Source organism: Streptomyces sp. NPDC055189, assembly GCF_053606765.1.
Map to the genome: position 1 here is coordinate 120,212 of NZ_JBSGSG010000011.1, position 21,027 is coordinate 141,238.

Consider the following 21,027-nt stretch of genomic DNA (forward strand, 5'->3'; position numbering starts at 1 on the left):
CCGAGGGCCTGACGGCGGGCCAGTTGTCAGTGGTGGCCGCTTTACTGGATGCCATGAGTACCGCACAGCATCTCGCCGCGATCGACCTGCTGCGCTCACGGGAGTTCCCGGTGGAGCACGGCAGGTCGGACGACGGCGACGGTGGTCCGGGGTATCGCATCGCCGAGTTACTGACGAGTGACGACTTCTGGGATGCCGACATCACGCAGGTGGAGGCGGCCGCCGATCAGTACGAGGCAGAGCGCGACGGCCTGAGCGTCCTGCTCGCCGAGCGCTGGGGAGCGCCGCAGATATTCAGCCTGGCGAGCGTGCTCGAGCGGGCGCAGGGCGACGGATACGACAGTGCGAGCGAGGACATACCGGAGCCGTGGGGCACCCTGAGCTCCTCCGTCCCGGATCTTCACCTGTGGCGTGCCGACGGGAGATGGATCGCCCTCGGCGTCTCCCAGTGGGACAGGGAACTGCCCTTCCAGCTCCTCGCCGTGGTCACCGAGATCGATCCCCCGTAGCGGGCGCGTCGAGGACATGGATGCGGATGGGGCGACCGCAGTGGTGATCGACGGCGCCCCGCTCCACGCGCATCCCGAGCTTGTTCATGACGCGTTCGGAAGCGTTGTTGCCCACCTGGACGATGCTGACGACCCGCTCGAGACCGCGGTCGGCGAAGGCGAAGCCCAGGGCAGCGCGCGCCGCCTCGGTGGCCAGGCCCTGTCCCCAGAACGGAGGTCCGAGCCGCCAGCCGATCTCCACCGCGGGCAGCACCTCGGGGAGGTAGTGCGGCACGGAGAGCCCGGTGAACCCGGCGAGTTCACCGGTGGCGCGGACCTCCACCGCGAAGAGCCCGAAGCCCTCGGTCTCCCACTCGTGCTCCCACATCGCGATGCGGGACCGGGTCTCCTCCTCGCTCTCGTGGACGGAGCCGTCGCCGATCCACCGCATCACCTCCGGGTCGGAGTTGATGACGGCCATGGGGGCGATGTCGCTCTCGCGCCAGCGCCTGAGCACGAGGCGGGGTGTCTGGATCAGAGGCATCGCGGGTCAGCCCCTGCCGGCGGCGAGACCGAGCTCGTCGCCTTCGCGCGGCGTGAAGTGCCGGGCAACGTCCGCGTCGGTCACCTGCGAGAGCTCGGCGGGGGACCAGTGCGGATCGCGGTCCTTGTCGACCACCCGGGCACGGATGCCCTCGACCATGTCCGGTGCGGTGATCGCGGTGGCCGATACGCGGTACTCCTGGTCGAGCACTTCCTCCAGCGAGGCGAGGGAGCGGGCCCGGCGCAGGGCGGCGAGCGTGACCTTCAGGGAGGTCGGCGACTTGCCGAGGACGGTCTCCGCCGCCTCCTTCGCCGCCCGTTCGCCGGAGTCGTACAGCCGGTCCACGATCTCCTCCACGGAGTCGGCGGAGTAGCAGGCGTCGATCCACTCGCGGTGGGCGGCGAGTTCGCCCGCGGGCGCGGTGGTGGCGTACCGCGCGACGACCTCGCTCACGTCGGCGCCGGCCAGCGCCGCGGTGAACTCCGGCAGCCGCTCGGACGGTACGAAGTGGTCGGCGAGGCCGCACAGCAGGGCGTCGCCCGCTCCGACCGCCGTGCCGGTCAGCGCGAGGTGAGTGCCCAGTTCGCCGGGCGTCCGCGTCAGCAGATACGTACCGCCGACGTCCGGTACGAAGCCGATCCCCGTCTCCGGCATGGCGATCCGGGAGCGCTCGGTGACGATCCGCACGCTGCCGTGCGCCGATACGCCGACTCCGCCGCCCATCACGATGCCGTCCATGACGGCGACGTACGGCTTCGGGAAGCGGGCGATGCGGGCGTTGAGCCGGTACTCGTCACGCCAGAAGGCCGTGGAGGCGGCGCCGCCGCCCGCGCGGATGTCGTCGTGGATGGAGCGGATGTCGCCTCCCGCGCAGAGTCCGCGGGCGCCTTTGCCGGTGAGGAGGACCGTGGTGATGTCGTCCGCCTTCTCCCAGGCGGAGAGGGCCTCGTCCATCAAGCGGACCATGGCGTGGTTCAACGCGTTGATCGCCCGGGGGCGGTTGAGCGTGATGTGGCCTGTGCGGCCCTCCTGGTGCAGGAGGACGGGGGCCTCGTCGGGCGCTGCTGTGGTCATGGGTTAAATCTAGACCGCCGCTTCGCGGCGGATGTTTCCCGCCCACCCGCCCGATTACCCCGCATCGCATCCTCGGCGTAGGAAACCCCCTAGCCGTCCCCCTGAAACGCCCCCAGAATCCGCTCCGCCGCCAGCGTCGCCGTCAACGTGCCCTCCCGCACCTGCTGCTCAAGGCCGGGAGCCAGCTCGCGTACGGCCCCGTGACCCCGCAGCCGGTCCAGAAGCTCGTCCCGCACCATCGTCCACGTCCAGTCGACCTGCTGGTCCCGCCGCTTGGCGGCGAGGCGCCCAGTGGAGTCCAGAAGCGAGCGGTGCTGTTCCAGGCGGTCCCAGACCTCGTCGAGGCCGCTGGACTCCCGCGCGCTGCAGCTGAGCACCGGCGGCGTCCAGGCGGCGTCGGCAGGGTGCATGAGCCGCAGGGCGCCCGCCAGTTCCCGCGCCGCCGAGCGCGCGTCACGCTCGTGCGGGCCGTCCGCCTTGTTGATGGCCAGGACGTCCGCGAGTTCCAGGACGCCCTTCTTGATGCCCTGCAGCTGGTCGCCGGTGCGGGCCAGGCTGAGCAGCAGGAACGAGTCGACCATGTTCGCGACCGCCGTCTCCGACTGGCCCACGCCCACGGTCTCCACGAGCACCACGTCGTAGCCTGCCGCCTCCATCACCACGATCGACTCGCGCGTCGCCTTCGCGACCCCGCCGAGCGTCCCCGCGGTGGGCGACGGACGCACGAACGCCGCCGGGTCCACCGCCAGGCGTTCCATCCTCGTCTTGTCGCCGAGGATCGAGCCGCCCGTCCGGGTGGAGGAAGGGTCGACGGCGAGCACCGCTACCCGGTGCCCGAGCCCGGTCAGCATCGTGCCGAGCGCGTCGATGAACGTGGACTTGCCCACGCCGGGCACCCCGCTGATGCCGATCCGCCGCGCCCGCCCGCTGTGGGGAAGCAGCTGCGTCAGCAACTCCTGTGCCAGGGCCCGGTGCTGGGGACGTGTCGACTCGACGAGCGTGATCGCGCGTGCGATCTGCGCCCGCTTCCCGTCGAGCACGCCCTTGACGTACGCGTCGATGTCGATCCGCGGCGCCGCCATGCTCACAGCTCGTGGCCGAGGTCGGCCGCCAGCCGCTTCACCAGGTCGTACGCGGCGTCCGGGATCACCGTGCCGGGCGGGAACACGGCGGCGGCGCCCATCTCCAGCAAGGTCGGCACGTCCTGCGGCGGGATCACGCCGCCCACGACGATCATGATGTCCTCGCGGCCCTCGGCGGCCAGCTCCGCACGCAGCGCCGGTACGAGGGTGAGGTGCCCGGCGGCGAGCGACGAGACGCCGACGATGTGCACGTCCGCCTCGACCGCCTGGCGCGCGACCTCCGCCGGGGTCTGGAACAGCGGGCCGACGTCGACGTCGAAGCCGAGGTCGGCGAAGGCGGTGGCGATGACCTTCTGGCCGCGGTCGTGGCCGTCCTGGCCCATCTTGGCGACCAGGATGCGCGGCCGGCGCCCCTCGGCCTCCTCGAAGGACGACACGAGCGTGCGGGTGCGTTCCACGGACGGGGACGAGCCTGCTTCGGTGCGGTACACACCAGAGATCGTACGGATCTGTCCCGCGTGCCGCCCGTACGAGGTCTCCAGGGCGTCGGAGATCTCGCCGACCGTCGCCTTGGCGCGGGCCGCGTCCACGGCGAGCGCGAGGAGATTGCCCTCAAGGCCCGGGCCGGGGTCGCTCCCGGCCGCCGCCGTCAGCGCCCGCAGCGCGTCCTGGCAGGCCGCCTCGTCGCGCTCCTCGCGCAGCCGCTTCAGCTTGGCGATCTGCTGGCTGCGTACGGAGGAGTTGTCGACCTTGAGAACGTCGATCTGCTCGTCGGTCTCCACGCGGTACTTGTTGACGCCGATGACGGGCTGGCGTCCCGAGTCGATGCGCGCCTGCGTACGGGCCGCGGCCTCCTCGACGCGCAGCTTCGGGATGCCCGCGTCGATGGCCTGCGCCATGCCGCCCGCCGCCTCGACCTCCTCGATGTGCTGCCAGGCGCGCCGCGCCAGGTCGTGCGTCAGCTTCTCGACGTACGCGCTGCCGCCCCACGGGTCGATCGTGCGCGTCGTGCCCGACTCCTGCTGGATGAGCAGCTGGGTGTTGCGGGCGATGCGCGCGGAGAAGTCGGTGGGCAGGGCGAGCGCCTCGTCGAGGGCGTTCGTGTGCAGCGACTGGGTGTGGCCCTGCGTGGCCGCCATCGCCTCGACGCACGTACGCGTGACGTTGTTGAACACGTCCTGCGCGGTGAGCGACCAGCCCGAGGTCTGTGAATGGGTGCGCAGGGAGAGCGACTTGGGATTCTTCGGGTCGAACTGCTTGACCAGCTTCGCCCACAGCAGGCGCGCCGCGCGGAGCTTGGCGACCTCCATGAAGAAGTTCATGCCGATCGCCCAGAAGAAGGAGAGCCGCGGCGCGAACGCGTCGACGTCCAGGCCCGCTTCCTGACCGGCCCGCAGGTACTCCACGCCGTCGGCGAGGGTGTACGCGAGCTCCAGGTCGGCCGTCGCGCCCGCCTCCTGGATGTGATACCCGGAGATCGAGATGGAGTTGTAGCGCGGCATCTTCTGCGAGGTGTACGCGAAGATGTCGGAGATGATCCGCATCGAGGGCTTGGGCGGATAGATATAGGTGTTGCGGACCATGAACTCTTTGAGAATGTCGTTCTGGATGGTCCCGGCCAGCTTCTCGGGCGGTACGCCCTGCTCCTCGGCGGCCACGATGTACAGCGCGAGTACGGGGAGCACCGCACCGTTCATCGTCATCGACACGGTCATCTTGTCCAGCGGGATGCCGTCGAAGAGCTGACGCATGTCGTAGATCGAGTCGATCGCGACGCCCGCCATGCCGACGTCGCCCGTCACCCGCGGGTGGTCACTGTCGTAGCCGCGGTGCGTGGGCAGGTCGAAGGCGACCGAGAGGCCCTTCTGGCCGGCCGCGAGGTTGCGGCGGTAGAAGGCGTTGGACTCCTCGGCGGTGGAGAAGCCCGCGTACTGCCGGATCGTCCAGGGCTGGTTGACGTACATCGTCGGGTAGGGGCCGCGCAGGTAGGGCGCGACACCCGGGTACGTCTCCAGGAAGTCGAGGCCTTCGAGGTCGGCGCCCGTGTAGAGCGGCTTGACCGCGATGCCCTCCGGGGTCTCCCACAGCAGGTCGTCGTCGGCCTTGCCGGTGGACTCCTTGACGGCGCTGCGCCACTGGTCCTTGGCAACTTCAGGGGTGGCATCGGACGTCAGGCCGACGCCGGAGAAGTCGGGGATCGCCATTACGCCACTCCCATGTGGTCGAGGGTGGAGGAGAGCACGGACACGGCGTCGCAGCCCGCGAAGACGTACGCGTCGACGGAGGCGTACTCGGCGGGCCGCCCCGCGAGGAACACCCGCCGCGCGCCCGCCGCCTTGAGCGCGTCGGCGACCTCGGCGGCCCGCTCCTCGTAGAGCGCGTCGCTGGAGCACAGGCACGCCACCGTGGCACCGCTGGCCTTGAACGCGTCGGCGGCGGTCGTCGCGTCCACCGACACCGGGTCGTGGACGGCCTCGATGCCGCCCGCCTGGAAGAGGTTCGAGGCGAAGGAGGCCCGCGCGGTGTGCGCGGCGGCGGGGCCCAGCGCGGCCAGGAACACCCGGGGGCGGGCCTGCGTCGCTGCGAGGTGGGCGTCCGAGCGCGCGCGCAGGGCCTCGTACGCCTCGTCGCGGCGGACGCGCGGCAGGCCGCCCGTCGCCTCGGCGGGCGGAGCCACGCGCTCGACGGGACGCTCCGTCAGGTTCGGGAACTCACTGACCCCGGTGATCGGTTCGCGCCGTTTGGCCAGCTTCTCGCTGCGCTTGGCCCAGGTGGCGGCGAGGCGTTCACCGATCAGGCCGGAGCGCAGGGCCGCCGCCTGGCCGCCCGCGCGCTCGATCTCCTGGAAGAACTCCCAGCCCGCGTGGGCGAGTTCGTCCGTGAGGCGCTCCACGTACCAGGAGCCGCCCGCCGGGTCGATCACCCGGGCGAGGTGCGACTCCTCCAGGAGGATCGTCGAGGTGTTGCGGGCGATGCGGCGCGCGAACGCGTCCGGCAGGCCGAGCGAGTGGTCGAAGGGCAGGACGGTCACCGAGTCCGCGCCGCCGACGCCCGCACCGAGGCAGGCCACCGTCGTGCGCAGCATGTTCACCCACGGATCGCGGCGCGACATCATCACCGGCGAGGTCACGGCGTGCTGGCGCTGTGCCCCCGCGTCCGGCGCGCCGCAGACCTCGGCCACGCGGGCCCAGAGCCGCCGCGCCGCCCGCAGCTTGGCGATGGTCAGGAACTGGTCGGCGGTGGCCGCGTACCGGAACTCCAGCTGGGCGCAGGCCGCCTCGACCGTGAGCCCGGCCCCGGTCAGCTCGCGCAGATAGGCGACGGCAGTGGCGAGCGATGCGCCGAGCTCCTGCGCCGCCGAGCCGCCCGCCTCGTGGTACGGCAGGGCGTCGACGGCCAGCGCGCGCAGGTTCGGGTACTCCTGGCCGCACAGCCGGGCAAGATCGATCGCGTCGGCGGGGTCGAGCCGCTCGCCGGTGCGGGCCTCGTGGCCCAGGGGATCGGCGCCGAGGGTGCCGCGCGCCGCGTCCTTCGGGATACCCCGCTCCTCGTAGAGCCGGAACAACTCACGTGCCGCGGGGCCGACTTCGCTGCCCGCGTCCAGGGCGAGGGGCGCCAGGTCGAGGAAGACGCCGTCCAGGGCACGCTCGATGCCGGCGACCGGGAGCGCGCCGGGGCCGACGCCGAGCCACAGCGAGGTGACGCCGTTCTCCAAGTCCGCGAGCACGGTCTCGTTCGTACCGGCGGGATCCGTGGTCGCATGCCGCTGCCGTACGTCCCAGCCGGCCGCGGCGCTGCCCGCGGCGGTGCCGCCCCTGACAAAGGGGGCGAAACCCGGATAACCGGCGTCGGGCGCGGCTTCCCTGGAGGTGTACAGCGGGCGGGTGCTGAGCCCGTCCTCGAGTGCGGTGGACAGCGCTTCCTCGGCGGCCGGCCCCGATACATCCTTACCCGATTTGCGCAGCACGCCTTCCACCAGGCGCTGCCACTGCTCATGGGTCGCATCAGGGAACTCGGCGGCCAGGGAAAGCCCGTCGTCAGGCAGGACCGTCATGCGCATGATGCTAGGGCGCAACCCCTGGCACTGGGTGCCGTACAGGGCTGTGACCTTGGCCTCTTCCGAACGCTATTGATCTCAAAAGAGCGGGCGGCTACGTCGGGCCCGTCAAGCCCACGTCAACGCGGGTCCCACCGCCGTCAACGTCCCGTCATGGAGGGCGGGCGGCACTCGGGGCCGGGCATAGCTTCGGTACAGACCGAGCAGGACGCACGCTCAAGGAGGAGAACCCCATGGCAGAGCCCCAGTGCGGCGAGGACCCCGAGCCCTGTGAACCCGGCCCGGCCGGACCGCTCTTCGTCCCCGTCCGGCCGGGACCCGCGGGCTGCGTCGCCCGCCTGTTCCGCACCCCCGTCGGCGCCCGTACCGCCGTCGCCTTCACCACCCCTCAGCGGCTGAGCGCGGCCCTCGGCGCCCGCCAGGCCTGGATCAGGCTCTCGGAGCCCGCGCTGCGGGCGCTCACCGAGCCGCTCGGCGTCCGCGAGGTCACCGTCGACCCGCGGCTCGCGGCCCACCCCGTCGCCGCACCGGAGCGGCGCGTCCCCGCCTGGCGCGAGTGGGACCGCAACGCGGTCGGCGCGCTGCGGGTGACCGGGGCCGCCGCAGTGGTCGGCGCCCTGACCGCCTGGATCGGCTGAGGACACGGAAGCCGCAGCCGAACCAGAAGCAGGCGCAGAAGCAGAAGCAGACGCGGAACAGGACGAGGCGAAGAGAGAACCTGCCATGACCACCCTGCACGAACCCCTGACCCCGGCCGCCACCGCCGACGACGACCTGTCGGTCTGGCCCGCGACCACCGCGCGACTCGCCCACGGCGACCTCGCCGTCGGCGGCGTACCGCTCACCGAGATCGCCGAGCGCTTCGGCACCCCGGCCTACCTCATCGACGAGGACGACGTACGCACACGCTGCCGCACCTACCTGCACGCCTTTCCCGACGCGGAGGTGCATTACGCCGCCAAGGCCTTCCTGTGCCGCGCGATGGCCCACTGGGTCGCGGAGGAAGGGCTCGGGCTCGACGTCTGTTCGGCGGGCGAGCTGGAACTCGCGGTGACCACGGGCTTCCCCGCCGAGCGCATCGTGCTGCACGGCAACGCCAAGAGCCCGCACGACCTGAACGCCGCGCTGCGGCTCGGCGTCGGGCGCATCGTCATCGACAGCGCGTCCGAGATCGCCCGGCTTGCGGCGGCCGTCCCGCCGGGCAGCCGCCAGAAGGTGATGGTCCGGGTGGTGCCCGGCATCGCGGCGGGCGGCCACGCGAAGATCCGTACCGGGACCGACGACCAGAAGTTCGGCCTGTCGATCACCGACGGCTCCGCGCAGCACGCCATCGCCCGCATCATCGGCCAGCCCGGCCTCGAACTGACCGGCCTGCACTGCCACTTGGGCTCGCAGATCAGCACCGAGAAGCCGTTCCTCGCCGCCGTACGCCGACTGGTCGGCCTGATGGCCCGCATCAAGGACCAGCACGGCGTCACCCTGCCCGAACTGGACCTCGGCGGCGGCCACGGCATCGCCTACCGCCCCGGCGAGGCGGCCCTGGACATCACCGCGCTCGCCCGCAAGGTGCGCGCCGCGCTGACGGAGAGCTGCGCGGCGGCCGGACTCACGGTGCCCAAGCTGCTCATCGAACCGGGCCGCGCCATCGCGGGCCCCGCCGGAGTGGCCCTCTACCACGTGCTCGCCGTCAAACGGACCGGCGGACGCACCTTCGTCGCCGTGGACGGCGGGATGAGCGACAACCCGAGGCCCGCGCTGTACGGCGTGCGGTACGCGCCGCGCCTGATCGGCAGGCACTCCACGACCCCCGCCGCGCCGGTTACCGTCGTCGGGCGGCACTGCGAGGCCGGCGACGTGCTCGCCTCCGACATCGAACTGCCGGGCGACGTACGGCCGGGAGACATCCTGGGCGTGCCGGTGGCGGGCGCCTACCACCTCTCCATGGCGTCCGGCTACAACCTCGTCGGGCGACCGCCCGTGGTGGCCGTGGCCGACGGGCACGCGCGGCTCCTGGTGCGGCGCGAGTCCCTGGAGGACTTCCGCAGCCGGGACGTCGGCCTGTAACTCAGGGACAGCTGTCGGTCAGGACCCGAGATAGCGCAGGACGGCGAGCACACGACGGCTGTAACCGGTCGTACCGGCCAGTTCCAGCTTGTCGAAGATCGCGGCGATGTACTTCTCGACGGCGCTCTGCGAGACGTACAACTGCCCGGCGATCGCCGCGTTGGTGTGCCCCTGCGCCATCTTGCCGAGCACCTCGCGCTCCCGCGGGGTCAGGCGTTGGAGTGGGTCGGTGTGGCTGCTGAGGGTCAGCAACTGCCGTACGACCTCGGGGTCGAAGGCGGTCTGGCCCGAAGCGACCCGCTCCAGGGCGTCCAGGAACTCGTCGACCTGGACGACCCGGTCCTTGAGCAGATAGCCGACGCCCTCGGTGGCGGTGGTCAACAGCTCGGTGGCGTAACGGCGTTCGACGTACTGCGAAAGCACGAGGACGCTCGTCTGCGGCCATGTCGCCCGGATCTCGAGCGCGGCCCGCAGCCCTTCGTCGGTGTGCGTGGGCGGCATGCGTACGTCGATGACGGCGGCGTCCGGCGGATCCCCGGCCACGGCGGCGAGCAGCTCCCGCGCGTCACCCACCGAGGCCGTGACGGTGTGCCCCTCGTCCGCGAGCAGCCGGGCCAGGCCCTCCCGCAGCAGCGTCGAGTCGTCGGCGAGCATTACGCGCATGGCAGCTCCGCGGTGATGAGGGTGGGCCCTCCGGCGGGGCTGGCTACGGTGAGGGTGCCGTCCAGGGCGGCCACGCGCCGGGTGAGCCCGAGCAGACCGCCGCCGGACGGATCGGCGCCGCCCCGCCCGTCGTCCTCTACGCGCAGGTGCAGCACGGCATTTCGCTGCTCGGCACGGACGGTGACGAGGGTGGCGCCGGAGTGCTTGACGGCGTTGGTGACGGCTTCGGCGGCGACGAAGTACGCCACGGCCTGCGCCGTCGGGGGAGGGGTCTCGTGCAGGTCGCAGTCGAGTCGTACGGGGATCGCCGCACGCTCGGCGACGGTCTCCAGGGCGGCTGCGAGCCCGCCCTCGTCGAGGGCGGCGGGGTAGACCCGCCAGGCGACGTCCCGGAGTTCGACCAGGGCCTGCTGGGTCTCCTCGTGCGCCTGCGCCAGGAGACGGGCCGACTTCTCCGGGTCGGCCGCGCGCCGGGCGCGGCCCAGGAGCATCCCGAGGGCGACGATGCGCTGCTGGACGCCGTCGTGCAGATCGCGTTCGATGCGGCGCCGCTCGTCGTGCACGGCCTCCACGACCCCGGCGCGGCTCGCGACGAGTTCGCCGATCCTGCGCTCCATGAGCTGCCCGTCGTTCGGGCCGAGGAAGCGGCGCGCGTGCCGCTCGTCCGCGAGCGCGACGCCGTACGTCCCCTGGACGCACAGGTAGAGCAGGAAGAGCCCGGCGATCGAGGAGAGGATCAGGGTGCCGGGGGAGCTGATGTCGGCGACGAACCACCCCCACACCGCCAGCGAGGCATACCCCGCCCCGAGCAGCGCGCAGCCGAGCACCACCCCGCCGAGCAGGCCCAGGGACCAGCGCGAGGCGATGTAGTTCACGGCGGGGCGGCCGGTCGGCGCCGCCGCGAGTTCGGTGCCGAAGAAGGCGGCCATACGGCGCCGCTCAAGCTCGGCGAGCCTGCGGGCGCCGGCCACGATGCGGGCCTCGGCGCCGCGTCCGGTGCGCCGCCCGAGCGTGGCGAGCAGCCAGAGCCCTGCCACCAGCGCGAAGGCGAGCTCGGCGACCGCCGTGACGGCGCCGGCGAGTACGCCGACCGTCACCCGGAGCCAGCGCTGTAGATGCGTACGCATGATCGGCCACGCTAGCCCAGCGGCCGGGACGCGGGGACTGCGGAAAACCACAACGCTGCCCTGCGGCCCACCGCACAGGACCTGTGCGGCCCCCCTCATACCGGCGCGCACCGCCGTTTCCTACCGTTCAGTGCATGATCCTCAACTCCGCGTACGAAGCCATCGCCGCCGCCGACGAACCGCCCACCGGCGGTATCGCGGGCTGGGCCACCGACCTCATGGACACGCTCGGCGCGGTCGGCGCCGGAGTGGCCATCGCCCTGGAGAACCTGTTCCCGCCGCTGCCCAGCGAGGTGATCCTGCCGCTCGCCGGATTCGCCGCGAGCCAGGGCAAGTTCAGCCTGGTCGAGGCGCTGTTCTGGACCACGGCGGGCTCCGTGATCGGCGCGCTCGCGCTCTACGCGGTCGGCGCGCTGCTCGGCCGGGACCGCACCCTGGCCATCGCCGCGCGGCTCCCGCTCGTGAAGGCGTCCGACATCCGGCGCACGGAAGAGTGGTTCGCCCGGCACGGCACCAAGGCGGTCTTCTTCGGCCGGATGATCCCGGTCTTCCGGAGCATGATCTCGGTGCCGGCGGGCGTCGAGCGGATGGGGCTGCCCGTCTTCCTCGCCCTGACGACCGCGGGCAGCCTCATCTGGAACGCCGTCTTCATCCTGATCGGCCACGCGCTCGGCTCGCGCTGGCACCAGGTCACCGACCTGGTGGGCCTGTACTCCAAGGGAGTTCTCGCCGTGGTGGCGCTCGCGGTGCTCACCTTCGTCGCGCTGCGGGTGCGCAGGGCGGGCAAGGGCGAGCACCGTGCGTCGCGGTAGCGCTCAGAGAATGGCGCCCGGCGTGTAGGCCGCGGCCTCGGGGTGCTCCTTGAGCACCGCCTCGATCTGTGCGACGACGGCGGCGACCTGGTCGCCCGCCGCGCCCGTGAAGGACAGCTTGTCGGCCATGAGCTCGTCGAGCTCGGCGCGCTCCAGGGGAATCCGGGAGTCGGCGGCGAGCTTGTCCAGGAGCTCGTTGCGCTCGGCGCCCTGCTCGCGCATGGCGAGCGCGGAGGCGACCGCGTTCTCCTTGATCGCCTCGTGGGCCTCCTCGCGGCCGACACCCGCACGCACCGAGGCCATCAGGACCTTGGTCGTGGCGAGGAAGGGGAGGTAGCGGTCCAGCTCGCGCGCCACGACGGCCGGGAAGGCGCCGAACTCGTCGAGCACCGTCAGGAAGGTCTCCAGGAGCCCGTCGAGCGCGAAGAACGCGTCGGGCAGGGCGACACGGCGGACCACCGAGCAGGAGACGTCGCCCTCGTTCCACTGGTCGCCCGCCAGCTCGCCGGTCATCGAGGCGTAGCCGCGCAGGATGACGGTGAGGCCGTTGACGCGCTCGCAGGAGCGGGTGTTCATCTTGTGCGGCATCGCGGACGAGCCGACCTGGCCCGGCTTGAAGCCCTCGGTGACGAGCTCGTGCCCGGCCATCAGACGGATCGTCTTGGCCAGCGAGGAGGGACCCGAGGCGAGCTGCACCAGGGCGGTGACGACCTCGTAGTCCAGGGAGCGCGGGTAGACCTGGCCGACCGAGGTGAACGCGCGGTCGAAGCCGAGGTGCCCGGCGATCCGCTGCTCCAGGTCGGTGAGCTTGTCGGCGTCGCCGCCCAGCAGGTCGAGCATGTCCTGCGCGGTGCCGACGGGGCCCTTGATGCCGCGCAGCGGGTAGCGGCGAAGGAGGTCGTCGACGCGGCGGTAGGCGACGAGCAGCTCGTCGGCGGTCGTCGCGAAACGCTTGCCAAGGGTCGTCGCCTGCGCGGCCACGTTGTGCGAGCGCCCGGCCATGACCAGCTCGGCGTACTCGCCCGACAGCTTGCCGAGGCGCGCGAGGACCGCGACGGTGCGGTCGCGCACGAGCTCCAGGGAGAGCCGGACCTGCAGCTGCTCCACGTTCTCGGTCAGGTCGCGCGAGGTCATGCCCTTGTGGACCTGCTCGTGCCCGGCGAGTGCGTTGAACTCCTCGATGCGGGCCTTCACGTCGTGGCGCGTGACCTTCTCGCGCTCGGCGATCGAGGCGAGGTCGACGTCGTCGATGACCCGCTCGTAGTCGGCGATGGCGGCGTCCGGAACCTCGATCCCCAGGTCCTTCTGTGCCCGCAGGACGGCGAGCCAGAGCTGACGCTCCAGCTTGACCTTCTGCTCGGGCGACCAGAGGGTGGCGAGCTCGACGGAGGCGTAACGCCCGGCGAGGACGTTCGGGATACGGGGCTTTGCAGGCGCGGCAGTCACGTGCACGGAGTTTACCTGCCGCCCGACCTGGCCTTTGACCGTCCCTACAGTCCGCAGGGCCCGGGGCATTGGAGCATCGTCCAGGGCGCGGCCCGGGTGCCGTCCATGTGCCGGCTCCGGCGGTGCCGCAACTCCTGGTGATCCACGTACGTCTAGGCTTCACCGCATGGAGCAGCGCGAGATCATCCAAAGAGTCGTCGGCATCCTGACCGAGGCGATCGAGATGCGCCGACAGGTACGGGAGAACCCGGACGGCGAGGTCGAACCCAGCGGCGCGGTCGGCACGATGCTCGAGGAGATGCTGCCGCGCATCGAAATCCCCGCGGACGCCTCTCCCATCGAGGTCGCCGAGGTGGTGGGCCGGGAACTGAGTCCCGTCATCGAGCAGATCACCTCGGCCTTCGCCTTTTCCTTCGCCCAGCTCGCCGAGGCCCACGACGAGGGGCGCACCGACGTGACGTCGGCGGACGTATTGCAGTCCATCGCGCTGCACTTCGAGGACGAGGTCGAGGAGTAGGCGGCGCGCACGGCGGACCTAGGCTGTGACGCCTGATCCGGCAGGGTGCCGCGCGGCAGGAAGCGTGCCTCGCCTACCTCACGCTGGTGGCACAGATCCGCATGGAGCTCGTCGACGTCGGCCGGCACTTCCGGCCGGGGCCGACCGGCCCGGCCGATCTGTACGAGCCCCTGGACGCCGCGACCGCGCGTGCCCGCGCCGCCGACATCGACGCCCGGTACCGCGAGCTCGTCACGAAGCACGCGGTACTGATGCCGGCCGGGCCGCGGCGGGTCTACCGGCAGGCGGTACGCACGACGGACCTGGTCGCGGAGCCGCTGCTGCTCGTCACCCGGTGGAGCGCGGGCACCGGCCCGTCCGCGGTCACCGCCGAGCAGCTGCAGGCCTTCGACCGCGGCATGGACGCGCTCGCGCAGGGCCTCGCCCGGTTCGCCGACACGGCCAGGGAGAGTACGTAGCGGGTACCTACGCGCGCGGGTCCCCGGACTCGTACGGCAGCAGGTCCGGACGCTTGGCCGGGAGGCCGTCCCCGGAGGAGCGGCCCGTGAGGCGGCGGCCTATCCACGGGACCAGGTGCTGCCTGGCGAAGCGGGCGTCGGCGACCCGGCGCGCCGCCCAGTTCGGCGGGGCGCTGTCCGGGAGCAGGGAATTCCAGTCGTCCTCGGGGTCGTGGCCGAGCGACTGCCACACCGCTTCGGCGACCCTGCGGTGGCCCTCGGCGGTCAGGTGCAGCCGGTCCACGTCCCACATGCGCTGATCGCCGAGCACGGCCGATCCGTACAGGTCCACGACCGTGGCGCCGTGCCGTGCCGCCAACTCGTCGATGTGGACGAAGAGTTCTTCCATGCGCGGGCGGAAACGCTGGAACACCGGGCCGTTGCGTCCCGGGCTGTGCATCAGGACCAGCTGCTTGCAGGCGGGGGCGAGGCGTTCGACCGCCTGCTCCAGGAGGTCGCGTACGCGGACCATGTCGCACTTGGGGCGCAGCGTGTCGTTGAGGCCGCCCACCAGGGTGATCACATCGGGCTGCATGGCGGCCGCGACGTCCACCTGCTCGTCGACGATCTGCTTGATGAGTTTCCCGCGCACCGCGAGGTTCGCGTACCGGAAACCGGGGGACACGGCAGCCATCCGGGCGGCGAGCAGGTCTGCCCAGCCGCGGTAGCTGCCGTCGGGCAGCAGGTCCGACATGCCCTCGGTAAAGGAGTCGCCGACGGCGACGAGACTGGTGTAGTTGGCATTCATCTGCATGGCGGGAGCGATCGTACATGGAGCTTCGGCCCTTCGCCGTGGCGGCGGACGCGGTCACCGTGGCGGGCTGGCCCGCCTCCGCCGACGAGGCGGCCCTGTGGTGCGGGCTCCGGGACTTTCCCGTGACCGCGCGGGTGGTCGCCGGGTGGCAACTGGACGGGGACGTGCGTGGCCAGGTGCTTGCCGAGGGGGCCCGGCTGCTCGGCTACGGGGAGGTGTGGTGCGACGAGGAGGAGGACGAGGCGGAACTCGCCCGGATCATCGTGGCGCCCGATGCCCGCGGGCGGGGCGTCGGGCGGCGGCTGGTGCGGGGTCTTGCCGGTCTTGCCCTGCGGGTCGGGTACACGGAGATCTTCATGCGCGTACATCCGGGGAACGCCGCCGCCCTGCGCTGCTATCGCGGTGCCGGCTTCCTGCCCGTCGACCCCGCTCTGGCCGCGGCGTGGAACGCCCCGCAGCCGGTGAGCTATGTGTGGCTCCGGCATGCGGGGGAGTGAAGCGTCCTACTCGGCCGGAGAGTCGGTTTCCGGGCCGGCCGGGGAGTCGGTTTCCGGGCCGGGCGTCGTACGGCCGATCAGCCGTTCGTAGCGCTGCCTCGCCGCCTGCGGAGTGCCGAGGCCGAGACCGAAGGCGATCTCCGGCCAGGTCATGCCGCGACCACGCGCCATCTTCAGCAGGGCCGCCTCCACGTCGTCCATATCGGCGCGCGCCGTCGGAACGAGTGTCAGTGCCGCGGTGATGTCCGCCTGGTCCACCTCCGGCTCGTCCGCCGCGCGGTCCGCGGCCCCGGTCATCAGGAACGTCACGAGCCGTACCGCCTCGTGGGGCAGCACGATCGTGGCGTGCACCTGCCGGTGGCGTTGTTCGGGGGTGGGCGCGTGCCGTTCGGCGATGCGGAAGAGGGACGCGGGAGCGCGACCGGCGCGCACCTGGTCCGGGTGCGTGGGGCTGAAGGGGTCGGTCTCGTCGGGCTGCTGCTGCGGAGTCGTGGACATGAGATCAGCATCGATGCCGCACGGCGCGTTGTCAACGTTTCATTGTGAACAATCTGTTTGCTCTCGCCGGGGGTCGATCGGGTCCCGTCGGGTCCGGTCGCCGGTCGAGTCCTGGTGTGGAACCGTAGAAAACGGAACAAATGCCACTCGTGGTCAACCTGGTGAGAGGGGAATTCGATGTCATCGAAACGACGCCGCAAGAAGAAGGCACGCCGTAAGCACGCGGCCAACCACGGCAGCCGCCCCCAGTCCTGACCGCCGACCGCCCGCCGGTTTCTGGGTGATCTCGTCAACAGCCTTGCCACCTGGGTCAACGGGTGAACAATGGTGCAATGTTGGAGTTGTTGCGAGAAGTCGGCGTGGAACTGCCGGGCGGCGCGGGACTGTTGAAGTTCGGGATGACTCCCGGCGAGATCCTGGAACTGCTGCCGCCCGACCGGGTCACGCACCACCGGCAGTGCATGGGGCTGACCCTGGGCCAGTACGCGGAGCTTCGGCACGCGCACGACGCCTGGCTCGGCGGCCTCCTCTTCGAGCCCGAGTGGAGCTTCGACGCCGAACTCGACGGCGTCGTCGTCGGATTCGGCGGTGGCGGCCCGGGGGCCACGGAACGCCTGGCCCGCGTGGAGATCCAGGCACGGGTCCGGACGGAGGACGGGCCGGAAGCGATTCCGGTGGCCTGGGACGACATCGACCTGTTCGGCTATCCCGCCGCGGAGATCGTCGCCGTGCTGCCCGGCGCCGCAGCGGCGCCCGACGCGCCGCCGCTCGCCGAGATGGCGGTGGACGAGCTGGGCCTGCGCCTCTCGCGGGCCAGACCGACCGCGGAGCACTGGGAGCGGGTGACCCTCTTCGGGCCCGGATCCGGCAGCTGGGGTGCCTGCTGCACGGGCGGGCTCGTCTGCGCGGAGCAGGGGGACGGGCTCGTGGGGATCATGTACTGAGCGGGCGTGCCGACCGGGTCACCGGCCGACCGCACCCTCCAGCGCCGCCAGTATCCAACTCCGCGACTCCGCAGGGTCGATGACCGCGTCGATCTCCAGTGCCGCCGCGGCGTTCACCGCCTTGCCGTGCTCGTACAGCTCGGCGACCCGGCCCTCGAAAACCCGCTGCCGTTCTTCGGGATCGGCGATCGCGGCCAGTTCCTTGCGGTAGCCCAGACGGACGGCGCCCTCGAGCCCCATCCCGCCGAACTCGCCGCTCGGCCACGCCGCCGTGGCCACGGGCGCGCGCGTGGAGCCGCCCATCATGGCCATCGCGCCGAGCCCGTACGCCTTGCGAAGCACCAGGCTCACCAGCGGCACGCGAAGCTGGGCTCCGGTCACGAAGAGGCGCGAGAAGTGCCGTACGGTCGCGGTCCGTTCGGCGTCCGGGCCCACCATGAAGCCCGGTGTGTCGCAGAGCGAGACGACCGGAAGGCCGAACGCGTCGCACAGCCGCAGGAAGCGTTCCGCCTTGTCTGCCGCGTCACGGTCGATCGCCCCGCCCAGGTGTCCGGGGTTGTTGGCGAGCAGCCCCATCGGCCGCCCCTCGACGCGTACGAGCGCCGTGATGATCCCGGCGCCGAAGCCGCCCCGCAGTTCCAGGACCGAGTCCGTGTCGGCGATGCCCTCGATCGCGGCCCGTACGTCGTAGGCGCGGCGCCGGTTCTCCGGGACCGCGTGCCGCAGCAGCCGCGGGTCCGGCGCCTCCCAGCTCCGGCCCGCCCCGTCGTCGGGTGAGCCGGATGAGTCATACGGGTCGTACGGGTCGTGCGAGTGCGTGAAGTACGCGAGGTACTTGCGCGCCACCCGCACCGCCTCGGCCTCGTCGGCCACCGCGATGTCCACGACGCCGTTCGGCACCTGGACGGACAGCGGGCCGACCTCCTCGGGGCGGAACACGCCGAGACCGCCGCCCTCGATCATCGCCGGGCCGCCCATCCCGATGCTCGCCTCCGGCGTCGCGATGACCACGTCGCAACAGCCGAGCAGCGCCGCGTTGCCCGCGAAGCAGCGTCCCGACGCGATGCCCACCAGCGGCACCTGCCCGCTCAGGCGGCCCATCTGGTGGAACGTCGTCACGTCGAGCCCGGCCACGGACGTCGTGTCGGTGTCTCCGGGGCGCCCGCCGCCGCCCTCCGCGAACAGCACGACGGGCAGCCGCCGTTCCCCGGCAAGCTGGAGCATCCGGTCCGTCTTGCGGTGGTTCTGCAGTCCCTGCGTGCCGGCGAGCACGGTGTAGTCGTACGACATCGCCACGCACCGCACGCCGTCGATCCGCCCCGTGCCGGTGACCATGCCGTCGGCGGGCGTCGAGGCGATCAGGTCGTCCAGGGAGCGGCGGCGGCGCTGGGCGGCGATGGCGAGCGCGCCGTACTCCGTGAAGGTGCCCTCGTCGCACAGGTCCCGGATGTTCTCGCGTGCGGTGCGGCGCCCGATGCGGTGACGCTTGGCGACGGATTCGGGGCGGTGCTCGTCCAGGCCGAAGGCGTGCCGGGCCAGGGTTTCGGCCAGGTCGGGGCGGACGGCGTCCGGGTCCACGGCCTCCTCGGTGTGCGCCGTGGCCGCTTCGTCAGCCGTCGACGCGTCCACCGTCACCAAGGGGTGGCCCTCCGCCGTCGTGTCGCCCACGCGCGCGTGCAGGGCGGTCACGGTGCCGGAGGCGTCCGCGCGCAGGACGTGCTCCATCTTCATCGCTTCGAGTACGAGCAACTGCTGCCCGGCCGCCACTTGTTCGCCCACCGTGACGTCGACGGCGACGACCGTCCCGGTCATGGGGGCGGCGATCGTCGCGTCTCCCGGCACCGGCAGAGGCAGCGGCTGCGGCTGCGGTCGCGGCTCATCGGGCAGCAGCTCCGCGACGTGCTCGGCCACGAAGCCGGTGTGCGCGCCGCCCGCGGTGAAACCCGGATGGGCGAGCAGCGCGCGGAGCAGCGGAATTCCGGTGCGTACGCCCTCGACGGCGAAGTCCGCGAGCGCGCGGGACGCACGTTCGCAGACCGCAGCGAAGTCCCCGTGGGGCGCGTGCGTGATGACCTTCGCGAGCAGCGAGTCGTAACGCGCCCCGATCTCCGCGCCGTTGCGCGCCGCGGTGTCCACCCGCACACCGGGACCCGTCGGCAGGTCGAAGCGGGTGAGGGTGCCCGTGGAGGGGAGCGCGGTGCCGTCGGCGGTCGGGGTCTCGGCGTTGACGCGCGCCTGGAGCGCGTAGCCGCGCGGCTCGGTCGGCGGACCCGCGAGGCCCAGCGAAGCGAGCGAATCGCCCGCGGCCAGGCGCAGTTGTGCCACCACCAGGTCGACGCCCGTCACCTCCTCGGTGACCGTGTGCTCCACCTGGAGGCGCGGGTTCGCCTCGATGAAGTGGAACTCCTCGTCCGTGACCAGGAATTCGAAGGTGCCGAGCCCCGTGTAGCCGCACTCGCGGGCCATCAGGAGCGCCGCGGACACCAGCTTCTCCCTCATGGACGGGGAGAGTCCGGGCGCCGGTGCGATCTCGACGAGCTTCTGGTGGCGGCGCTGGGCGCTGCAGTCCCGCTCCCAGAGATGGGTGACCTCGCCGGTCGTGTCGCCCAGGATCTGGACCTCGATGTGCCGGGCGCCGACAAGGAGCTCCTCCACGTACAGCTCGGCGCGCCCGAAGCCCTGCAATGCCTCCGAGCGGCAGCGCTCCCAGGCGTCCGCCAGGTCGTCCGGGTGCAGCACGGCCCGCATGCCGCGCCCGCCGCCCCCTCCGACGGCCTTCACCATCACCGAGCCCGACGGGCCGAGCCCGGCCAGGAACTCGGCGGCCCCGGCGAGACTCGTGGCCCCCGATGTGCCCGCAAGGACGGGCACACCCAGGCGTACGGCGAGCTCACGCGCGCGTGCCTTGTCGCCGAACAGGCCGAGCACCTCGGGCGACGGCCCCACGAACCGCAGCCCGGCTTCCGCGCAGCGCGCCGCGAAGTCCGCGTCCTCGCTCAGGAAGCCGTATCCGGGGTGCACCATCTCGCACCCGGAGCGCCGGGCCGCGGCGAGCACCGCGTCCGCGTCCAGATAGGCGGCAGGGCCCGTGCCGTTCAACGGCTGTGCCTCGTCGGCCAGTTGGACGTGCCGTGCGGCGGCGTCGTCCTCGGCGTACACCGCGACGGTGCGCAGTCCGGCCTCCGCGGCGGCCTGCAGGACGCGGACGGCTATCTCCCCGCGGTTGGCGACGAGCACGGCGGCAGAACCCATGAAGCCCTCCTGAAGTATCCGGCGCCGCCACTCTCATTGACATTGGCGTCAACGTCAATAAGCTCGCCGCGTGGCACGCAACCAACAGCCCTGGGCGACCCGCACCGCCCGCGACCGCAGCGACGCCCCGGCTCGCGGGCGGCTCCTCGACGCCGCCGAGACCGTGTTCGCCCGGCGCGGCTACGGCGCGACGACCATCGCCGACATCACGGCAGAGGCGGAGGTCTCGCGGGCGGGCTTCTATGTGTACTTCGCGTCCAAGGAGGAGATCTTCCGCGTCCTGGCGGTGCGGGTGCGGGACGCGTTCCTGGCCGCACAGGACGTGCCGGGCGTCGACCGGGACGACGCCCGCGAGGTCGTCGGGGCGTCCACCGCCGCCTTCATCGCCGCGTACGCACGGCACTTGCCGCTCCTGCGTCTCCTCGAACAGCAGGCACAGACCGACGACGACGTGCGTGCCCTGTGGGAGGAGACCCAGGAGCGCCCGATCCACCGCTCCGCCCGCTACATCCGGCGGCTCGCGGCCGAGGGCAGGGCCGATCCGGTCGCCGATCCGCTCGCCGTGGCCCGTGCGGTGGGCGGCATGAGCATCCAGTTCGCCCGGCTCACGGCGGCCGACCCCAAGACGTACGACACGGCCGTGCGCGACGTGACCGCCATGTTCCTGCACCTGCTCGGAGTCCACCCGCCACGCTGACCCGCACTCCGCAC

At 72.0% G+C, this 21,027-nt stretch carries 20 protein-coding genes; 9 read left to right on the forward strand and 11 right to left on the reverse strand.

What is annotated here, in order from left to right; all coding sequences use genetic code 11:
- The first annotated feature begins 53 nt into the window (after positions 1-53).
- Positions 54-509 (forward strand): hypothetical protein, encoded by a 456-nt coding sequence (locus ACWFR3_RS11190; RefSeq protein ID WP_453734293.1) that lies wholly within the window; start codon positions 54-56, stop codon positions 507-509.
- On the opposite strand, the gene ACWFR3_RS11195 is transcribed toward ACWFR3_RS11190, so the two are convergent.
- From ACWFR3_RS11195 to mutA, 5 genes are all read right to left on the reverse strand, one after another.
- Positions 487-1,032: a GNAT family N-acetyltransferase gene (locus ACWFR3_RS11195; protein ID WP_453734294.1), complete on the reverse strand. Its 546-nt coding sequence runs from the start codon at positions 1,030-1,032 to the stop codon at positions 487-489. The two genes, ACWFR3_RS11190 and ACWFR3_RS11195, sit on opposite strands and share 23 nt — an antisense overlap.
- 6 nt (positions 1,033-1,038) lie before the next feature.
- A complete protein-coding gene (locus ACWFR3_RS11200; protein WP_453734295.1) occupies positions 1,039-2,106 on the reverse strand; it encodes an enoyl-CoA hydratase/isomerase family protein in 1,068 nt (355 codons plus the stop codon).
- 89 nt (positions 2,107-2,195) lie between these two features.
- Complete coding sequence (gene meaB / locus ACWFR3_RS11205; RefSeq protein WP_453734296.1) at positions 2,196-3,188, reverse strand: methylmalonyl Co-A mutase-associated GTPase MeaB; 993 nt, start codon at positions 3,186-3,188, stop codon at positions 2,196-2,198.
- Between the two features lie 2 nt (positions 3,189-3,190).
- Positions 3,191-5,392 (reverse strand): methylmalonyl-CoA mutase, encoded by a 2,202-nt coding sequence (gene scpA / locus ACWFR3_RS11210; protein WP_453734297.1) that lies wholly within the window; start codon positions 5,390-5,392, stop codon positions 3,191-3,193.
- On the reverse strand, positions 5,392-7,242 hold the full coding sequence (mutA, locus tag ACWFR3_RS11215; protein ID WP_453734298.1) for a methylmalonyl-CoA mutase small subunit: 1,851 nt from the start codon (positions 7,240-7,242) through the stop codon (positions 5,392-5,394). Before mutA ends, scpA begins: the two co-directional genes overlap by 1 nt.
- Before the next feature lie 236 nt (positions 7,243-7,478).
- On the opposite strand from mutA, the gene ACWFR3_RS11220 reads away from it, so the two are divergent.
- Together ACWFR3_RS11220 and lysA are read left to right on the forward strand one after the other, a co-directional pair.
- Positions 7,479-7,883 carry an SAV_915 family protein gene (locus ACWFR3_RS11220; protein WP_453734299.1) on the forward strand — a complete coding sequence of 135 codons (405 nt, stop codon included), beginning with the start codon at positions 7,479-7,481 and terminating at the stop codon, positions 7,881-7,883.
- A gap of 85 nt (positions 7,884-7,968) precedes the next feature.
- Positions 7,969-9,309, forward strand: a complete 1,341-nt coding sequence (gene lysA / locus ACWFR3_RS11225; protein ID WP_453734300.1) for a diaminopimelate decarboxylase — start codon at positions 7,969-7,971, stop codon at positions 9,307-9,309.
- 18 nt (positions 9,310-9,327) lie between these two features.
- On the opposite strand, the gene ACWFR3_RS11230 is transcribed toward lysA, so the two are convergent.
- Both ACWFR3_RS11230 and ACWFR3_RS11235 read right to left on the reverse strand, forming a co-directional pair.
- Positions 9,328-9,963, reverse strand: coding sequence for a response regulator (locus tag ACWFR3_RS11230; protein ID WP_453734357.1), 636 nt, complete (start codon positions 9,961-9,963; stop codon positions 9,328-9,330).
- Complete coding sequence (locus ACWFR3_RS11235; RefSeq protein WP_453734301.1) at positions 9,963-11,099, reverse strand: sensor histidine kinase; 1,137 nt, start codon at positions 11,097-11,099, stop codon at positions 9,963-9,965. The genes ACWFR3_RS11230 and ACWFR3_RS11235 overlap by 1 nt, the downstream gene beginning before the upstream one ends.
- A gap of 134 nt (positions 11,100-11,233) precedes the next feature.
- Between ACWFR3_RS11235 and ACWFR3_RS11240 the strand changes: the two genes are divergently transcribed.
- The gene (locus ACWFR3_RS11240) at positions 11,234-11,911 is read left to right on the forward strand and encodes a DedA family protein (RefSeq protein WP_453734302.1); all 678 of its coding nucleotides are present in this window, start codon (positions 11,234-11,236) and stop codon (positions 11,909-11,911) included.
- A gap of 3 nt (positions 11,912-11,914) precedes the next feature.
- Here the strand turns inward: ACWFR3_RS11240 and purB are convergent, their stop codons facing one another.
- Positions 11,915-13,357 (reverse strand): adenylosuccinate lyase, encoded by a 1,443-nt coding sequence (gene purB, locus ACWFR3_RS11245; RefSeq protein ID WP_453734303.1) that lies wholly within the window; start codon positions 13,355-13,357, stop codon positions 11,915-11,917.
- Between the two features lie 166 nt (positions 13,358-13,523).
- Here purB and ACWFR3_RS11250 point away from each other — a divergent pair, with 166 nt between their 5' ends.
- Together ACWFR3_RS11250 and ACWFR3_RS11255 are read left to right on the forward strand one after the other, a co-directional pair.
- Positions 13,524-13,874 carry a hypothetical protein gene (locus ACWFR3_RS11250; RefSeq protein ID WP_453734304.1) on the forward strand — a complete coding sequence of 117 codons (351 nt, stop codon included), beginning with the start codon at positions 13,524-13,526 and terminating at the stop codon, positions 13,872-13,874.
- An 86-nt stretch (positions 13,875-13,960) separates the two neighbouring features.
- Positions 13,961-14,332: a hypothetical protein gene (locus tag ACWFR3_RS11255; RefSeq protein ID WP_453734305.1), complete on the forward strand. Its 372-nt coding sequence runs from the start codon at positions 13,961-13,963 to the stop codon at positions 14,330-14,332.
- A gap of 7 nt (positions 14,333-14,339) precedes the next feature.
- Here the strand turns inward: ACWFR3_RS11255 and ACWFR3_RS11260 are convergent, their stop codons facing one another.
- The gene (locus ACWFR3_RS11260) at positions 14,340-15,125 is read right to left on the reverse strand and encodes an SGNH/GDSL hydrolase family protein (protein WP_453734306.1); all 786 of its coding nucleotides are present in this window, start codon (positions 15,123-15,125) and stop codon (positions 14,340-14,342) included.
- 17 nt (positions 15,126-15,142) lie between these two features.
- Between ACWFR3_RS11260 and ACWFR3_RS11265 the strand changes: the two genes are divergently transcribed.
- Complete coding sequence (locus tag ACWFR3_RS11265) at positions 15,143-15,622, forward strand: GNAT family N-acetyltransferase (RefSeq protein ID WP_453734307.1); 480 nt, start codon at positions 15,143-15,145, stop codon at positions 15,620-15,622.
- Positions 15,623-15,628: 6 nt separating this feature from the next.
- Here ACWFR3_RS11265 and ACWFR3_RS11270 read toward each other — a convergent pair whose 3' ends face one another.
- The gene (locus ACWFR3_RS11270; RefSeq protein ID WP_453734308.1) at positions 15,629-16,120 is read right to left on the reverse strand and encodes a DNA-binding protein; all 492 of its coding nucleotides are present in this window, start codon (positions 16,118-16,120) and stop codon (positions 15,629-15,631) included.
- A gap of 332 nt (positions 16,121-16,452) precedes the next feature.
- On the opposite strand from ACWFR3_RS11270, the gene ACWFR3_RS11275 reads away from it, so the two are divergent.
- The gene (locus ACWFR3_RS11275) at positions 16,453-17,064 is read left to right on the forward strand and encodes a hypothetical protein (protein WP_453734309.1); all 612 of its coding nucleotides are present in this window, start codon (positions 16,453-16,455) and stop codon (positions 17,062-17,064) included.
- A gap of 18 nt (positions 17,065-17,082) precedes the next feature.
- Here ACWFR3_RS11275 and ACWFR3_RS11280 read toward each other — a convergent pair whose 3' ends face one another.
- Positions 17,083-20,316 (reverse strand): carboxyl transferase domain-containing protein, encoded by a 3,234-nt coding sequence (locus ACWFR3_RS11280; RefSeq protein WP_453734310.1) that lies wholly within the window; start codon positions 20,314-20,316, stop codon positions 17,083-17,085.
- 70 nt (positions 20,317-20,386) lie between these two features.
- Here ACWFR3_RS11280 and ACWFR3_RS11285 point away from each other — a divergent pair, with 70 nt between their 5' ends.
- Positions 20,387-21,013 carry a TetR/AcrR family transcriptional regulator gene (locus ACWFR3_RS11285; protein WP_453734311.1) on the forward strand — a complete coding sequence of 209 codons (627 nt, stop codon included), beginning with the start codon at positions 20,387-20,389 and terminating at the stop codon, positions 21,011-21,013.
- Positions 21,014-21,027: the final 14 nt, after the last annotated feature.